At 70.8% G+C, this 13,231-nt stretch carries 12 protein-coding genes and 1 pseudogene; 8 read left to right on the plus strand and 5 right to left on the minus strand.

What is annotated here, in order from left to right; genetic code table 11:
• Positions 1-2: 2 nt before the first annotated feature.
• The 4 genes from efeB (at position 3) to M6G08_RS07565 (ending at position 5,034) form a co-directional block, all read left to right on the plus strand.
• On the plus strand, positions 3-1,331 hold the full coding sequence (gene efeB, locus M6G08_RS07550) for an iron uptake transporter deferrochelatase/peroxidase subunit (protein WP_272586402.1): 1,329 nt from the start codon (positions 3-5) through the stop codon (positions 1,329-1,331).
• Between the two features lie 80 nt (positions 1,332-1,411).
• On the plus strand, positions 1,412-2,344 hold the full coding sequence (gene pheA / locus M6G08_RS07555) for a prephenate dehydratase (RefSeq protein WP_272586403.1): 933 nt from the start codon (positions 1,412-1,414) through the stop codon (positions 2,342-2,344).
• 570 nt (positions 2,345-2,914) lie between these two features.
• Positions 2,915-4,192: a serine--tRNA ligase gene (serS, locus tag M6G08_RS07560; protein ID WP_272586404.1), complete on the plus strand. Its 1,278-nt coding sequence runs from the start codon at positions 2,915-2,917 to the stop codon at positions 4,190-4,192.
• A gap of 62 nt (positions 4,193-4,254) precedes the next feature.
• The gene (locus M6G08_RS07565) at positions 4,255-5,034 is read left to right on the plus strand and encodes an HAD family hydrolase (protein WP_272591278.1); all 780 of its coding nucleotides are present in this window, start codon (positions 4,255-4,257) and stop codon (positions 5,032-5,034) included.
• Positions 5,035-5,274: 240 nt separating this feature from the next.
• On the opposite strand, the gene M6G08_RS07570 is transcribed toward M6G08_RS07565, so the two are convergent.
• The 5 genes from M6G08_RS07570 to M6G08_RS07590 all read right to left on the minus strand — a co-directional run bounded on the left by M6G08_RS07570 (position 5,275) and on the right by M6G08_RS07590 (position 9,127).
• Positions 5,275-5,511: an SGM_3592 family protein gene (locus M6G08_RS07570; protein WP_217248430.1), complete on the minus strand. Its 237-nt coding sequence runs from the start codon at positions 5,509-5,511 to the stop codon at positions 5,275-5,277.
• A gap of 116 nt (positions 5,512-5,627) precedes the next feature.
• A complete protein-coding gene (locus M6G08_RS07575) occupies positions 5,628-6,347 on the minus strand; it encodes an ABC transporter permease subunit (protein ID WP_272586405.1) in 720 nt (239 codons plus the stop codon).
• Positions 6,348-6,358: 11 nt separating this feature from the next.
• Entirely contained in the window at positions 6,359-7,270 is a 912-nt protein-coding gene (locus M6G08_RS07580; protein WP_272586406.1) for an ABC transporter ATP-binding protein, read from the minus strand.
• Positions 7,267-8,175: an ABC transporter permease gene (locus M6G08_RS07585; protein WP_272586407.1), complete on the minus strand. Its 909-nt coding sequence runs from the start codon at positions 8,173-8,175 to the stop codon at positions 7,267-7,269. The genes M6G08_RS07580 and M6G08_RS07585 overlap by 4 nt, the downstream gene beginning before the upstream one ends.
• Positions 8,165-9,127, minus strand: coding sequence for an ABC transporter ATP-binding protein (locus M6G08_RS07590; protein ID WP_272591279.1), 963 nt, complete (start codon positions 9,125-9,127; stop codon positions 8,165-8,167). The genes M6G08_RS07585 and M6G08_RS07590 overlap by 11 nt, the downstream gene beginning before the upstream one ends.
• A 210-nt stretch (positions 9,128-9,337) precedes the next feature.
• Here M6G08_RS07590 and M6G08_RS07595 point away from each other — a divergent pair, with 210 nt between their 5' ends.
• From M6G08_RS07595 to M6G08_RS07610, 4 genes and pseudogenes are all read left to right on the plus strand, one after another.
• The gene (locus M6G08_RS07595; protein WP_272586408.1) at positions 9,338-11,089 is read left to right on the plus strand and encodes an SDR family oxidoreductase; all 1,752 of its coding nucleotides are present in this window, start codon (positions 9,338-9,340) and stop codon (positions 11,087-11,089) included.
• 136 nt (positions 11,090-11,225) lie between these two features.
• A pseudogene (locus M6G08_RS07600) lies at positions 11,226-11,768 on the plus strand (RNA 2'-phosphotransferase).
• A 6-nt stretch (positions 11,769-11,774) separates the two neighbouring features.
• Entirely contained in the window at positions 11,775-12,233 is a 459-nt protein-coding gene (locus M6G08_RS07605) for a hypothetical protein (RefSeq protein ID WP_272586409.1), read from the plus strand.
• Positions 12,234-12,285: 52 nt separating this feature from the next.
• A complete protein-coding gene (locus M6G08_RS07610) occupies positions 12,286-13,191 on the plus strand; it encodes an LLM class flavin-dependent oxidoreductase (RefSeq protein WP_272586410.1) in 906 nt (301 codons plus the stop codon).
• Positions 13,192-13,231 lie beyond the last annotated feature (40 nt).

Genomic DNA, 13,231 nt, shown 5'->3' on the forward strand with positions numbered 1-13,231 from the left:
CCATGGCTGACCAGACCAACCCGGAGACCCGCACCCGCGAGGCGAACCGTGGGACGCCCGGCGGGTCCGGGCCCTCCGACGCCCAGGACATCACCCACCAGGGCATCTCACGCCGGCGGCTGCTCGGCACCGCCGGCGCCACCGGGCTCGTGCTCGGCGCGGCGGGCGCCACCGCCGGCTACGCCGCCGCTCCCTCCTCCGCGGCCACACCGCTCGCCGCGGTGGGCAACGGGCAAGTGAAGTTTCACGTGAAACATCAGCCCGGCATCACCACGCCGATGCAGGCCCGCGGCCACCTCGTCGCCTTCGACCTGGCGGCGGGCGCCGGCCGCAAGGAGGCCGCCGCGCTGCTGCGCCGCTGGTCGGACACCGCACGACGGCTGATGGCGGGCGAACCGGCCGGACCCCACGACACGGACGTGGCCCGGGACGCGGGACCGTCCTCCCTGACCGTCACCTTCGGGTTCGGGCACAGCTTCTTCGGCCGCACCGGCCTGGAGAAGGAGCGTCCGGTCGCCCTCGACCCCCTGCCCGACTTCTCCTCCGACCGCCTCGACAAGAACCGCAGCAACGGCGATCTCTGGGTACAGATCGGCGCCGACGACGCCCTGGTCGCCTTCCACGCCCTGCGCGCGATCCAGAAAGACGCCGGATCGGCCGCCCGCGTCCGCTGGCAGATGAACGGCTTCAACCGCTCACCGGGCGCCACCGCCCACCCCATGACGGCCCGCAACCTCATGGGCCAGGTCGACGGCACCCGCAACCCCAAACCGGCCGACGCCGACTTCGACCAACGGATCTTCGTCCCCGACCACCCCGGCAAGGACGGGACGAACGCACCGGCATGGATGGCGAACGGCTCCTACGTCGTCGTACGCCGCATCCGCATGCTCCTCGACGACTGGGAGAAGCTGTCGCTCAAGGCCCAGGAGGACGTCATCGGGCGCCGCAAGTCCGACGGGGCACCGCTGTCCGGAGGCACCGAGACGACCGAGATGGACCTGGAGAAGACGGACGAAGCCGGAAAGCTGGTCGTCCCGATCAACGCGCACGCCCGGATCTCCCGCCCCGACCAGAACGGCGGCGCGGCCATGGTCCGGCGCCCCTTCTCCTACCACGACGGCTTCGACGCCGACGGCACCCCGGACGCCGGACTGCTCTTCATCTGCTGGCAGGCCGACCCGCTGCGCGGCTTCGTGCCGGTGCAGCGCAAGCTGGACCGGGGGGACGCCCTGTCACCGTTCATCCGGCACGAGGCGAGCGGTCTGTTCGCGGTGCCGGGCGGGGCCGCGGAGGGAGAGTACGTGGGTCAGCGGCTGCTGGAGGGGTGAAACCGGCCGCGCTTCACCCCGGCGGGGGGCCTGCGCGGGACGCGTCAGCCGCCTCGGCCGGGGCCCATTAGGGTGAGGACATGCCAGCCAGTTACGCGTATCTCGGTCCCGAAGGCACCTTCACCGAAGTCGCCCTGCGCACACTTCCGGAGACGGCGACCCGGGAACTGGTCCCGTACGTGTCCGTGCAGTCCGCGCTCGACGCGGTGCGCACCGGCGAGGCCGAGGCCGCGTTCGTACCGATCGAGAACTCCGTCGAGGGCGGCATCACCACCACCCTCGACGAGCTGGTCGCCGGCCAGCCCTTGATGATCTACCGCGAGGTGCTGCTCTCCATCACCTTCGCGCTGCTCGTCCGCCCCGGCACCAAGCTCTCCGACATCAAAACGGTCACCGCCCACCCGGCGGCCCAGCCCCAGGTCCGCAACTGGCTCAAGACCCACCTCCCGGACGCCGCCTGGGAATCGGCCGCCTCCAACGCGGACGGCGCCCGCCTGGTGCAGGAGGGCCGGTACGACGCGGCCTTCGCCGGCGAGTTCGCCGCGAGCCGATACGGCCTCGAGGTGCTGGAGTCCGACATCCACGACGCGGAGAACGCCCAGACCCGCTTCGTGCTGGTGGGCCGTCCGGCCCGGCCCGCCGCACCGACCGGCGCGGACAAGACGTCCGTCGTGCTCTGGCAGCGCGACGACCACCCCGGCGGCCTGCGCGACCTGCTCGGCGAGTTCGCTACCCGGGGCGTCAACCTGATGCTGCTCCAGTCCCGGCCCACCGGCGCCGGCATCGGCAACTACTGCTTCTGCATCGACGCCGAGGGCCACATCTCCGACCGCCGGGTCGCCGACGCCCTGATGGGCCTCAAGCGGTCCTGCCTCCAGGTGCGCTACCTCGGGTCGTACCCGCGCGCGGAGGTCACACCGACGGACGTGGACGCGCTACGGCCGGGAACCTCGGACGAGGAGTTCGTGGCGGCGGCGGACTGGGTGGCGCGCTGCCAGGACGGCCGCTTCTGACGGCCGGATTCGGCCAGTGGTAATTCATATCGGTCGATCTTCGTTATCCACAGGAGTTATCCACAGGTCCTCTTCTCGACCTGGGGACAAGTCGACAACGAACCGCCATTCAGTCGACAAATCCGCCTACAGTCCCCCACTTCATCCACAGAGTCGCAGGTCACCCTTCGTCCACCTGTTTCTTGACCGCCATACTCCGGAGTGACACCGAGTGTCCCGTTTTCACTCGAAGGTGGGCGCGTGGAAGGTTTGGACCAACCCTCTCCTGGAATTGAGAATGATCAATTCCAGGAGTCCACAGATCTTTCGCACAGCCTGTGGATAACTTTTCCGGGCTGTGGATTCCGACGGGCCCCGCTCCCCCAAGTCCCCTCCTGGGCACGGAAATCCGGTCAACTCACCGCCTGCCCGTCGGCTCGTTCCAGGGAATGGGACACCTTTCATTGACAGTCCGGATCACGGGCCACCTGAGACGCACACAACGGGCAATACCCGCATAACGGAACGCGAGACCCGCGATGGGCAATAGCGAGTCGAGACCCGTCACCGCTCACCGGTAGCCTTGACCGCGTGATTGACCTTCGCCTGCTCCGTGAGGACCCCGACCGTGTGCGCGCGTCCCAGCGCGCCCGTGGAGAGGACGTCGCGCTCGTCGACTCCCTCCTGTCTGCCGACGAGCGGCGCAGGTCGTCCGGCGTGCGCTTCGACGAGCTGCGCGCCGAGCAGAAGGGCCTCGGCAAGCTCATCGGCAAGGCCTCCGGGGACGAGAAGGCCGAGCTGCTGAAGCGCGCGAGCCAGCTCGCCGCCGACGTGAAGGCCGCCGACGCCGAGCGCGACAAGGCCGACGCCGAGACGCAGGAGCTGCTCCAGCGGCTCGGTAACCTCGTCCACCCCGACGTGCCCGTCGGCGGCGAGGAGGACTTCGTCACCCTGGAGACGCACGGCGCGCACCGCGACTTCGCGGCCGAGGGCTTCGAGCCCCGCGACCACCTGGAGCTGGGCCAGCTGCTCGGCGCCATCGACGTCGAGCGCGGCGCCAAGGTCTCCGGGTCGCGCTTCTACTTCCTCACCGGTGTCGGCGCGCTCCTGGAGCTGGCCCTGGTCAACGCGGCGATCGCCCAGGCCACGGCGGCCGGCTTCACGCCGATGCTCACCCCGGCGCTGGTGCGCCCGCAGTCGATGGCCGGCACCGGCTTCCTCGGCCAGGCCGCGCAGGACGTCTACCACCTCGACAAGGACGACCTGTACCTGGTGGGCACGTCCGAGGTGCCGCTGGCGGCGTACCACATGGACGAGATCATCGACGCCGAGCGCCTGCCGCTGCGCTACGCCGGCTTCTCACCGTGCTTCCGCCGCGAGGCGGGCTCGCACGGCAAGGACACGCGGGGCATCTTCCGCGTGCACCAGTTCGACAAGGTCGAGATGTTCTCCTACGTCCTCCCCGAGGAGTCGCAGGCCGAGCACCAGCGCCTGCTGGAGTGGGAGAAGCAGTGGCTGACGTCGCTGGAGCTGCCGTTCCGGGTCATCGACGTCGCCTCGGCCGACCTGGGCTCCTCGGCCTCGCGCAAGTACGACTGCGAGGCGTGGATCCCGACGCAGGGCAAGTACCGCGAGCTGACCTCGACCTCGGACTGCACCGAGTTCCAGTCCCGCCGGCTGTCGATCCGGGTCCGCGAGGACAAGAAGGTGCGCCCGCTGGCCACGCTCAACGGCACGCTGTGCGCGGTTCCGCGCACGATCGTGGCGATCCTGGAGAACCACCAGCAGGCCGACGGGTCGGTGCGCGTACCCGAGGTGCTGCGTCCGTACCTGGGCGGCCGGGAGGTCCTGGAACCGGTGGCCAAGTGAGTGACACCGACTCCGCGACGGCCGCTTCCGGCACGGGCACCCCGAGTGATTTCCCGTACCGGATGATCGCCACCGATCTCGACGGCACGCTGCTGCGCGGTGACGACACGGTCTCGCAGCGGACCCGGGACGCGCTCGCCGCGGCCACCGCGGCGGGCGCCGCCCACATCGTGGTCACCGGCCGCGCGGTGCCGTGGACCCGGCACATCCTCGACGACCTCGGCTACAACGGCTTGGCCGTCTGCGGTCAGGGCGCGCAGGTCTACCACGCCGGCGAGCACCGGCTGCTGACCTCGGTCACGCTGGACCGCCAGTTGGCCGGGGTGGCGCTGGCCAAGATCGAGGTGGAGACCGGCCCGCTGTACCTCGCGGCGAGCCGTGACGGCCTGGACGGTGACGTCCTGGTCGGCCCGGGCTACTCGGTCGGGGGCGATCTGCCCGCGGTGCCGTTCACCGACGCGTCGGACCTCTGGTCGGCGCCGCTGAACAAGATCTACATCCAGCATCCGACCCTGTCGGACGACGAGCTTGCCGAGGCGGCCCGACGCACCGCTGGTGGCTTCGTCACGGTGACCATGGCCGGTGCGGGCATCGTCGAGCTGCTTCCCCTGGGGCTGACCAAGGCCACCGGGCTGTCGCTGGCGGCCCGGCGGCTCGGTCTGAAGGCCTCGGACACGATCGCCTTCGGCGACATGCCCAACGACGTCCCGATGTTCGGCTGGGCCGCACGGGGCGTGGCGATGGCCAACGCCCACGAGGAGCTGAAGGCGGTGGCCGACGAGGTGACGTCCTCCAACGACGAGGACGGCATCGCCGTGGTGCTGGAGCGGCTGGCGGGCTGACGCCGCCGACCTGACGCCGACGTCCCGGGCGCCGTCCGGTCTGCCCGGCGACGGGCCTCGCGCACGGTCCGGACGGCACCGGCGTCCCCGTCGGGGGCCCACGCCGGACGCCTCGCGAGAGACGGTCCGGCGTGCTCGAAGCGGCCGCCCGATGCGCCGGAGCCGTCCGGCCTCGTGCATCCACCACAGTGCCGGTACGGAAAGCCGGGCGCCACCGATTAAATGCGGACGTAGGGCGCGTTACCGTCGGCGCCACCTGCGGCGGCGGCCCTTGCTGAAGAACCACCCGGCGGGCGGCTCGTCGGAGCGCCACGGCTGCGGTTCCGGCTGCTCCCGGCGCCAGCGGGCGGTGAGCATCCGGGCACGGGCCGACGGCTCGGAGGTCCCGGCGTCGCGTATGAACTCCTCGTCCAGGACGAGACCGTCCCAGGGGTCGTCACCACCGTGAGCGTCGCGCTGAGGTGTCTGGTCCGCCATTCCGGTCCTCCCCGCCCTGCGTCGTCGCGTTCTCCCGCGTTCTGTCCGGCTCTGCCTCGCCTGCCTCGGCCCAGTGTGCCCGGGCCGAGGTGAAGGGGCCGTCAGGCCATGGCCCGTCACTCCTCCCCGGCGAGCGTCAGCGACCGCAGCTTCTGCCCGGCGTACCAGGTGGCGAGCACGGTCACCGCGGCCAGCAGCACCGTCGCCGTCGGCAGGCCGACGTCGGAGGTGACCAGGTTCCCGTCGGCCACCTTCTGCGCCACCGCCAACGACCACTGCTGGACGCTCAGCGTGCGGGCCCCGGGGACCAGGGAGCCGAACAGGGCCTCCCAGACGAGGGCGTAGACGAGCCCGAAGACCACCGCGTGCCGGGACACCGTGCCCAGCAGCAGGAACAGCGCCGCGTAGGCGATGGAGGCGACCAGCGCGGCGATCGTGTAGGCGACGGCGACCTGCTGGCCGTTGCCGTTGAGGATCAGGCCGGCGAGGAGCGTGGGCACGGCGGAGAAGACCATCGTCACGGCGATGGCGACGATCAGCTTGGTGAAGATGATCGTCGGCCGCTTGATCGGCTTGGACAGCAGGTACACCACCGATCCATCGTCGATCTCAGGTCCGATGGCGCCGGTGCCGGCGATGACGCCGATGATCGGCACCATGGTGGCGAGCGCGAACCCGCCCAGGACGTCGGCCGCGGTCTGGTCGTCGGCTCCCGCGAGGGCGCGTACCGCCACGGCGATGATGAGCAGCAGCAGGGGCAGCGCGCCGAGGATGAGGGCCCGGCGTCGGCCGAGCAGGGCCCGGTAGGTGAGCCGGGCGACTGTGGGGTCGTACATTCTTCGGCCTCCTACGCCGCGACGAGATACGAGAAGACGGACTCGAGGGACTCGTCGGACGGCGAGACCGTGAGCAGCCGAATGCCGTGGTCGCGCGCGACCTTGGGCAGCAGGGCCGTGAACCGGCCGAAGTCGACGGCCTGGATGCGCAGGGCGCCCTCGGCGAGGTCGACCTCGATACCGGACGTCGACGGGTCGGCGATCAGCGCCGCGGCGAGCGCCCGGTCGTCGCTGGAACGTACCAGGTACCGGTGCGGCCGGTCGGTCATCAGGCGGCGGATCTTGCGGAAGTCGCCGCTGGCCGCGTGCCGGCCGGCGACGATGACCTCGATGTGCCAGGCGAGCTGTTCGACCTCTTCGAGGATGTGCGAGGAGAACAGCACCGTGCGGCCCTCGTCGCCCATGCGCCGCAGCAGGTCCATCAGTTGCATGCGCTGGCGGGGGTCCATGCCGTTGAACGGCTCGTCGAGCAGGAGCAGGGAGGGGTCGTGCACGAGGGCGCTGGCCATCTTGACGCGCTGCCGCATGCCCTTGGAGTACGTGGCGATCTTCCGGTCCTGCGCGTACTCCATCTGCACGGTGGCGAGCGCCTCCTGGGCCGCCTTGGCACCCAGGCCGTGCAGTTCGGCGTTGGCGAGGACGAACTCGCGGCCGGTCAGGAAGTCGTACATCGCCTCCCGCTCGGGGACGATGCCGATGTGCTGGTAGATGGCCTCGTTGCGCCAGACCGGCTGTCCGTCGAGGGTGACGCTGCCGGTGGAGGGGGCCAGGAAGCCGCCCATCATATTGATCAGGGTGGACTTGCCCGCGCCGTTGGGGCCGAGCAGGCCGGTGACACCGGGGCCGATCGTCATGGTGACGTCGTTGACGGCGACCACGTTGCCGAACCAGCGGGAGACGTGGTCGATGCTGAGGGTGCTCACAGTCCCACCTTCTTGTAGCGGCGCAGCAGCAGGCCGTAGGCGCCGGCGATCAGCCCGAGGGTGACGAGGACGTAGACCGCGCCCTCGGCATTGCTCGGTCCGATCCCGCCTGGGAAGGCCGAGGTGGCGCCCAGGAAGGCGGACTGCACACCGTCGATGAGGGTGATCGGCGAGAACAGGCCGATCCAGGCGACGGCGCCGGTGCTGCCCTGGACGTCCGCGATGGCCTGGAGTGTGGAGACCGCGCCGTAGGTGATGGTCAGGACGGCGATGACGGCCGCGATGCCGAAGCCGCGGCGCGGGGTGACCGACGCGACGACCAGGCCGAGGCCGGCGAAGAGGAGCGAGAGCAGTGCCACGGAGACGAGTCCCTGTGCGAACCCCTTGGTCTGGTCCGCGAAGTCGAGTTTGGCGAGCAGCGCGCCCACGTAGAGCACCACGAGCGGTGCGGCGGTGAGGATGAACAGGGCCGACGCCAGCGACGCGTACTTGGCGCGGACGTAGTCGGCGGTCTCGATGGGCCGCGAGAAGTACAGCGGCACGGTCTTGAAGCGCAGGTCGCGGGAGACGGACTGGGGGGCCTGCGAGGCGACGTAGAGGCTGATGACGGCCTGCAGCACGATGGCGTAGCGCGTGTAGTCCAGCGGCAGTTCGTTCGCCTTGGTGGCGACGGCCACGGCGACCATGATGGCCGCGGGCAGGCACATCACCACGAACAGCAGCATCGGCAGAACCTTGGACTTGACCGAGCGGCCGAGGCCGTAGGCACCGCGCAGGGACTGCGAGTACAGCGAGCGGCGGGCATAGGCGCGGCCGAGGCGGGGGCCGTCGTAGTTGCGGTAGCCGATGTTGTGGATGCGGGTCTGGTCACCCGCCGCAGTGGCTACGGGCTGCTCAGTTGCCATGGCCGACCGCCTCCTTCCGGTCTGCGTCGCTGTCCTTGAAGACCTCCGAGATGTGGTGCCGGCGCTGCTCCATGCGCACCAGGCCGAGGCCCAGGTCGGCGATGACGTCCCGGACCAGGTCGTAGGTGTCCTCGCCCGCCGCGGTGAGCAGCAGGACGTGGCCGGCGCCGGGCAGGCCGCTGCCGTCCTGGACGCTCACGCCGCGTGCGTGGAGTGCGTCGCGGACCGCGCGGGTGCCGTCGGAGTGTTCGTCGGTGTCGGTGACCTCGATCGCGAGGGTCGTCGTGGTCTGGGTGAAGTCCGTGGTGGAGCTGGAGCGCAGCAGCTTCCCGCCGTCGACGACGACGACGTGGTCGCAGGTGCGTTCCAGCTCGCCCAGCAGGTGCGAGGTGACCAGGACGGAGATGCCGAAGTCGGTGTGGATACGGCGGATGAGGCCGAGCATCTCGTCGCGGCCCACCGGGTCGAGGCCGTTGGTCGGCTCGTCGAGGAAGACCAGCTGGGGGTCGTGGACCAGGGCCTGCGCGAGTTTCACGCGCTGTTTCATGCCGGTGGAGTAGCCGCCGATGGGCCGGTACCGCTCCTCGTACAGGCCGACGTGGCGCAGGGTGTCGGCCGTGCGTTCGCGGGCGGCGGTGGGCGGCAGGCCGGACATGCGTGCCATGTGGACGACGAACTCGGTGGCCGAGACGTCGGGTGGCAGGCAGTCGTGTTCCGGCATGTAGCCGACTCGCTCGCGGATGTCGGCGCCCTTGGTGGCGACATCGAGTCCGAGCACCTCGGCCCGGCCCTCGGTGGCGGGAGACAGACCCAGCAGGATCTTGATCAGGGTGGACTTGCCGGCGCCGTTGGCGCCGACGAGTCCGGTCACACCGGGTCCGACGTCCACGGAGAGCCGGTCGAGAGCGGTCACCCGGGGGAACCGCTTGCTCAGGCTTTCGGTCGCGATCACAGTCACATCCATGACAGTAGTGACGGGCGCCACTGAGGTCGTCAGACCGGAGAGCCGTCTTCGCGTCAGTCTCGAGTAGTACGGGCCCGTAGGGGATGCCGTGCCTGAGAGCTACGGCGCGAGGGCGCGGGGCCGCGCCTCGCACCCTATTGACGGCGGGTCTAACAACTGGGAGATTCGGCGACGTCGCTGGGCGGAGGGGAGTCAACGGTGCTGGACGGTGCGCGGGAGCGCTGGGTGCGCTCGGGCGGGGTCGAACTGTGCGTGGCCGAACTGGGCGACCCGGTCCGCCCCACGGTCGTACTGGTGCACGGCTACCCGGACAGCAAAGAGGTCTGGTCCGAGGTGGCAGCCCGCCTCGCCGACCGCTTCCACGTGGTCCTCTACGACGTGCGGGGCCACGGCCGGTCCACCGCTCCGAGCCCCCTGCGCGGCGGGTTCACGCTGGAGAAGCTGACGGACGACTTCCTGGCCGTCGCGGGCGCCGTCAGCCCGGACCGGCCCGTGCACCTGGTGGGCCACGACTGGGGCTCGGTGCAGTCGTGGGAGTTCGTCACCGTCGAGCGGACCAGGGGCCGTATCGCGTCATTCACGTCGATGTCCGGGCCGTCGCTTGACCACTTCGGGCACTGGATCAACAAGCGCCTCAGGCGCCCCACTCCGCGCCGGGCCGGCCAGCTCCTCGGCCAGGGCGCCAAGTCCTGGTACGTGTACCTGCTGCACACACCGGTGCTGCCCGAGCTGGCCTGGCGCGGCCCGCTCGGCAGGCGCTGGCCGGGCATCCTGCGGCGGGCCGAGAAGCTGCCCGGCGGCGACTACCCGACCGCCTCGCTCCCGACGGACGCGGCGCACGGGGCGTGGCTGTACCGGGACAACGTCCGGCCCCGGCTGCGCCGTCCGCGCGGTGACGCCCACGCGCACGCCCCCGTTCAGCTCGTCACCCCGCTGGAGGACGCCTTCCTCTCCGAGCGGCTCTACGACGAACTGGAACTGTGGGTGCCGCGGCTGACCCGCCGCACACTGCCCGCCAAGCACTGGGTGCCGCGGACCCGGCCGGACAGGCTGGCGGACTGGATCACGGAGTTCGTCACCGCCGTCGAGGGCGGCGGGCCCGGGGCCGCGGCGAGTGGCCGGCACGCCGACCGTTTCGCCGGGCAGCTGGTGCTGGTCACAGGTGCGGGCGGCGGCATCGGGCGGGCGACGGCGCTGGCCTTCGCCGAGGCCGGCGCACGCGTGGTGGCCGTCGACCGGGACGCCGAGGCGGCCGTCCGCACCGCGGAGCTGGCCCGGCTGAGCGGTGCGACGGCGGCCTGGGCGGAGACGGCCGACGTCTCCGACGAGCAGGCCATGGAGGAACTGGCGGCCAAGGTCGCCGCCGAGTACGGCGTGGTGGACGTCCTGGTGAACAACGCCGGGATCGGTCTGTCGGGCTCCTTCTTCGACACCACCCCGCAGGACTGGAAGAAGGTCCTCGACGTCAATCTGTGGGGCGTGATCCACGGCTGCCGCCTGTTCGGCGGGCGGATGGCCGCACGCGGGCAGGGCGGCCACATCGTCAACATCGCGTCGGCGGCGGCCTTCCAGCCCTCCCGGGCGCTGCCCGCATACAGCACGTCCAAGGCGGCCGTGCTGATGCTGAGCGAGTGCCTGCGCGCCGAGCTGGCCGGGCAGGGGATCGGCGTCACGGCGATCTGCCCCGGCCTCGTCAACACCGGCATTACGTCGACTGCGCGCTTCGCGGGCGTCGACGCCGAGGAGGAGAAACGGCGGCAGCGACGCGCTGCCCGGCTGTACGGACTGCGCAACTACCCACCGGAGAAGGTCGCCGACGCCGTCCTTGAGGCGGTGGCGCGCAACAGGGCCGTGGTTCCGGTGACGCCGGAGGCGCGCGGAGCCCACCTCATGACCCGTGTCTTTCCCGGGGTGCTGAGGAGACTGGCCCGGGTGAAGCCGCCGCTCTAGTTTCCACAGGCAGCCCCAAACCGCCTGTGGATAACCATACTTGACTGTGGATCAAACCCCCGGCACCAAATCATTCGCGTGACGCGCGTCTCTCTCGCAGCCTGATCACCTACCACAAGACATGCCACGAGCATCCATGGACGACAGACGCACAGGCAGGGTGGCCAAGTTCCTGTCGCGGCCTCTCCGCCATCAGCCGGAGAGGCGGGGGCTCACACTCGACGAGGCCGGCCGGGTCGACATCGACACGCTCATCGCCGCGGCGGCCGCGCACGGCTTCCCCTTCACGCGGGACGAGCTCGACCGCGTCATCGCCGGCAATGACAAACGGCGCTTCGCCGTCGGGGGCACCCGGATCCGCGCCAGCCAGGGCCACAGCGTCGAAGTGGACCTGGGCCTTCCCCGGCGACCCCGCCGCCGCACCTCTGTCACGGGACCGTCACCCGGCACCTGGACGCCATCCGCGCCGAGGGGCTGCGGCCGATGAACCGGCACGATGTGCACCTCTCGCCCGACCGCGAGACAGCGACCCGGGTCGGCGCCCGCCGCGGCCGGGCGGTCGTGCTCCCGGTGGACGCCGCCATGCACCGCGAGGGACATGTCTTCCATGTCAGCGACAACGATCTGGCTGACGAAAGCGGTACCGCCGCGGTATCTGCGTTTCCCCTCCCGGCACTGATCCCGCATGATCGGTGACATGGAGCAGCTGCCCACCACCCAGGCCGCCGTCACCGCCCTGCGCGCCGTCGCTGAGGAGTACGCGCTGGAGATCGAGGTCAGCGACGACATCGGCGCCGACCAGACCTCCCGCCACAGTGCTGCGGGCGTGGGCGTGGTCGTCGACGCCGACGGCTCCCTCCCTCACGAGGCCTTCGTCGAATTCGGCGGGGTGCCCCGGGTGAGCGTCCGGCTCTTCCACGAGGGCGACGCCCTGATCGACGTCGAGGGCGTCGAGTGCCCGGACATCCCGCGCGACGACGTCCCCGCGTTCCTGCGCTCCGTCTTCGGCGGTCTCGCCTACGTCAAAGGCCGCCGCTTCCCGCCCGGCTACCGCCTGATCGTGCCGCTGCCGGGCGATCGCACGCACAAGGAGCTCGTACCGATGATCATGCTCACCCCGTGGCTGAGCAGCCGGGTGCGGTGACGCCGTACACGTTTCACGTGAAACCCGGGGTCAGCCGCTTAGGCTCGGAAGCATGAGCCTTCGCTTGAGCACCGTGATCCTTCCGAACCGCCGCTGGCACGAGGGCGGCCGTTCGGCCTGGACGCGCGCCGAGCAGCTCGGATTCCACACCGCGTACACCTACGATCACCTGTCCTGGAGGAGCTTCCGGGACGGCCCGTGGTTCGGCGCCGTTCCGACACTCACCGCCGCCGCGGCCGTCACCGAGCGGCTGCGCCTGGGCACCCTGGTGACCTCGCCGAACTTCCGGCACCCGGTGACGCTCGCCAAGGAGCTGATCTCCCTCGACGACATCTCCGGTGGCCGGGTCACGCTCAGCGTAGGAGCCGGCGGCACCGGCTTCGACGCCACCGCCCTCGGCCAGGAGCCGTGGACACCTCGTGAGCGGGCCGACCGGTTCAACGAGTTCCTCCCGCTGCTGGACCGGCTGCTGACCGAGGACGCGGTGTCCTACGAGGGCGACTTCTACTCGGCCCACGAGGCCCGCAACATCCCGGGGTGTGTGCAGCGGCCCCGGCTGCCGTTCGCGGTGGCCGCGACCGGGCCGCGCGGTCTGCGGCTCGCCGCGCAGTACGGGCAGGCCTGGGTGACCACCGGTGATCCGAAGCTCTTCGAGCACGGCACCCCCGAGCAGTCCGACCGGGCCCTGCGGGCGCAGGCCGACAAACTCGCCGACGCCTGCGTCGGCATCGGCCGGGAGGTGAACGAGCTCGACAAGGTCCTGCTTACCGGCTTCACGCCCGACCGCAGCCGGCCGCTGGAGTCCGTGGACGCCTTCGTCGACTTCGCCGGCCGCCACCGTGACCTGGGCTTCACCGAGCTTGTCGTCCACTGGCCGATCCCCGACTCGGACTTCACAGCGGACGAGAAGGTCTTCGAGCGGATCGCCATGGAGGCCCCGGCGCAGCTGCGGGTATGAGAGCCGTAGCTCACATATGTGCAGAGTCGCGCACGGGCGT

This window comes from Streptomyces sp. M92, from assembly GCF_028473745.1.
Taxonomy (GTDB): Bacteria; Actinomycetota; Actinomycetes; order Streptomycetales; family Streptomycetaceae; genus Streptomyces.